Genomic DNA, 666 nt, shown 5'->3' on the forward strand with positions numbered 1-666 from the left:
GTTGTAACGTTGTAACAGCCGAAGATGGCATTACCACGCGTACTTACACTATAGCTGTCAGCAAAACCGGTGCAGCAAATGCAACCCTCACATCGCTCAAGATAAATGGCGTTACATTGAAAAGAATAGGTGCAACAGATAACTACACGGCATCTGTAAGTCCTTCTGCAACCAGTGTACAGCAAAGCGCCACGTTAAGTGACAGTCATGCATCTTTTACAGTGAACAATATAGCCAGGACATCGGATATAGTCAATACAGTGCAGCTCGATGCAGGAGTTACCACCAATATTTCCATTGTTGTAACAGCCGAAGACGGCATTACCACGCGCACTTACACTATCGCTGTCAGCAAAACCGGTGCAGCAAATGCAAACCTCGCATCRTTCAAGATAAGTGGCGTTACATTGAAAAGAATAGGTGCAACAGATAACTACACGGCATCTGTAACGCCTTCTGCAACCAGTGTACAACAAAGCGCCACGTTAAGTGACAGTCATGCATCTTTTACAGTGAACAATATAGCCGGGACATCRGRCATAGTCAATACAGTGCAGCTCGATGCAGGAGTTACGACCAATATTGTCATTGTTGTAACAGCCGAAGAYGGCATTACCACGCGTACTTACACTATAGCTGTCAGCAAAACCGGTGCAGCAAATGCAA

At 45.3% G+C, this 666-nt stretch carries 1 protein-coding gene; it reads left to right on the plus strand.

Annotated elements, in window-relative coordinates:
• Positions 1–666: cadherin-like beta sandwich domain-containing protein (locus AC1DO4_RS27885; RefSeq protein WP_477421061.1), on the plus strand; the 666-nt coding region annotated here is incomplete at both ends.

It is taken from the genome of Mucilaginibacter sp. P5_A6, from assembly GCF_056400585.1.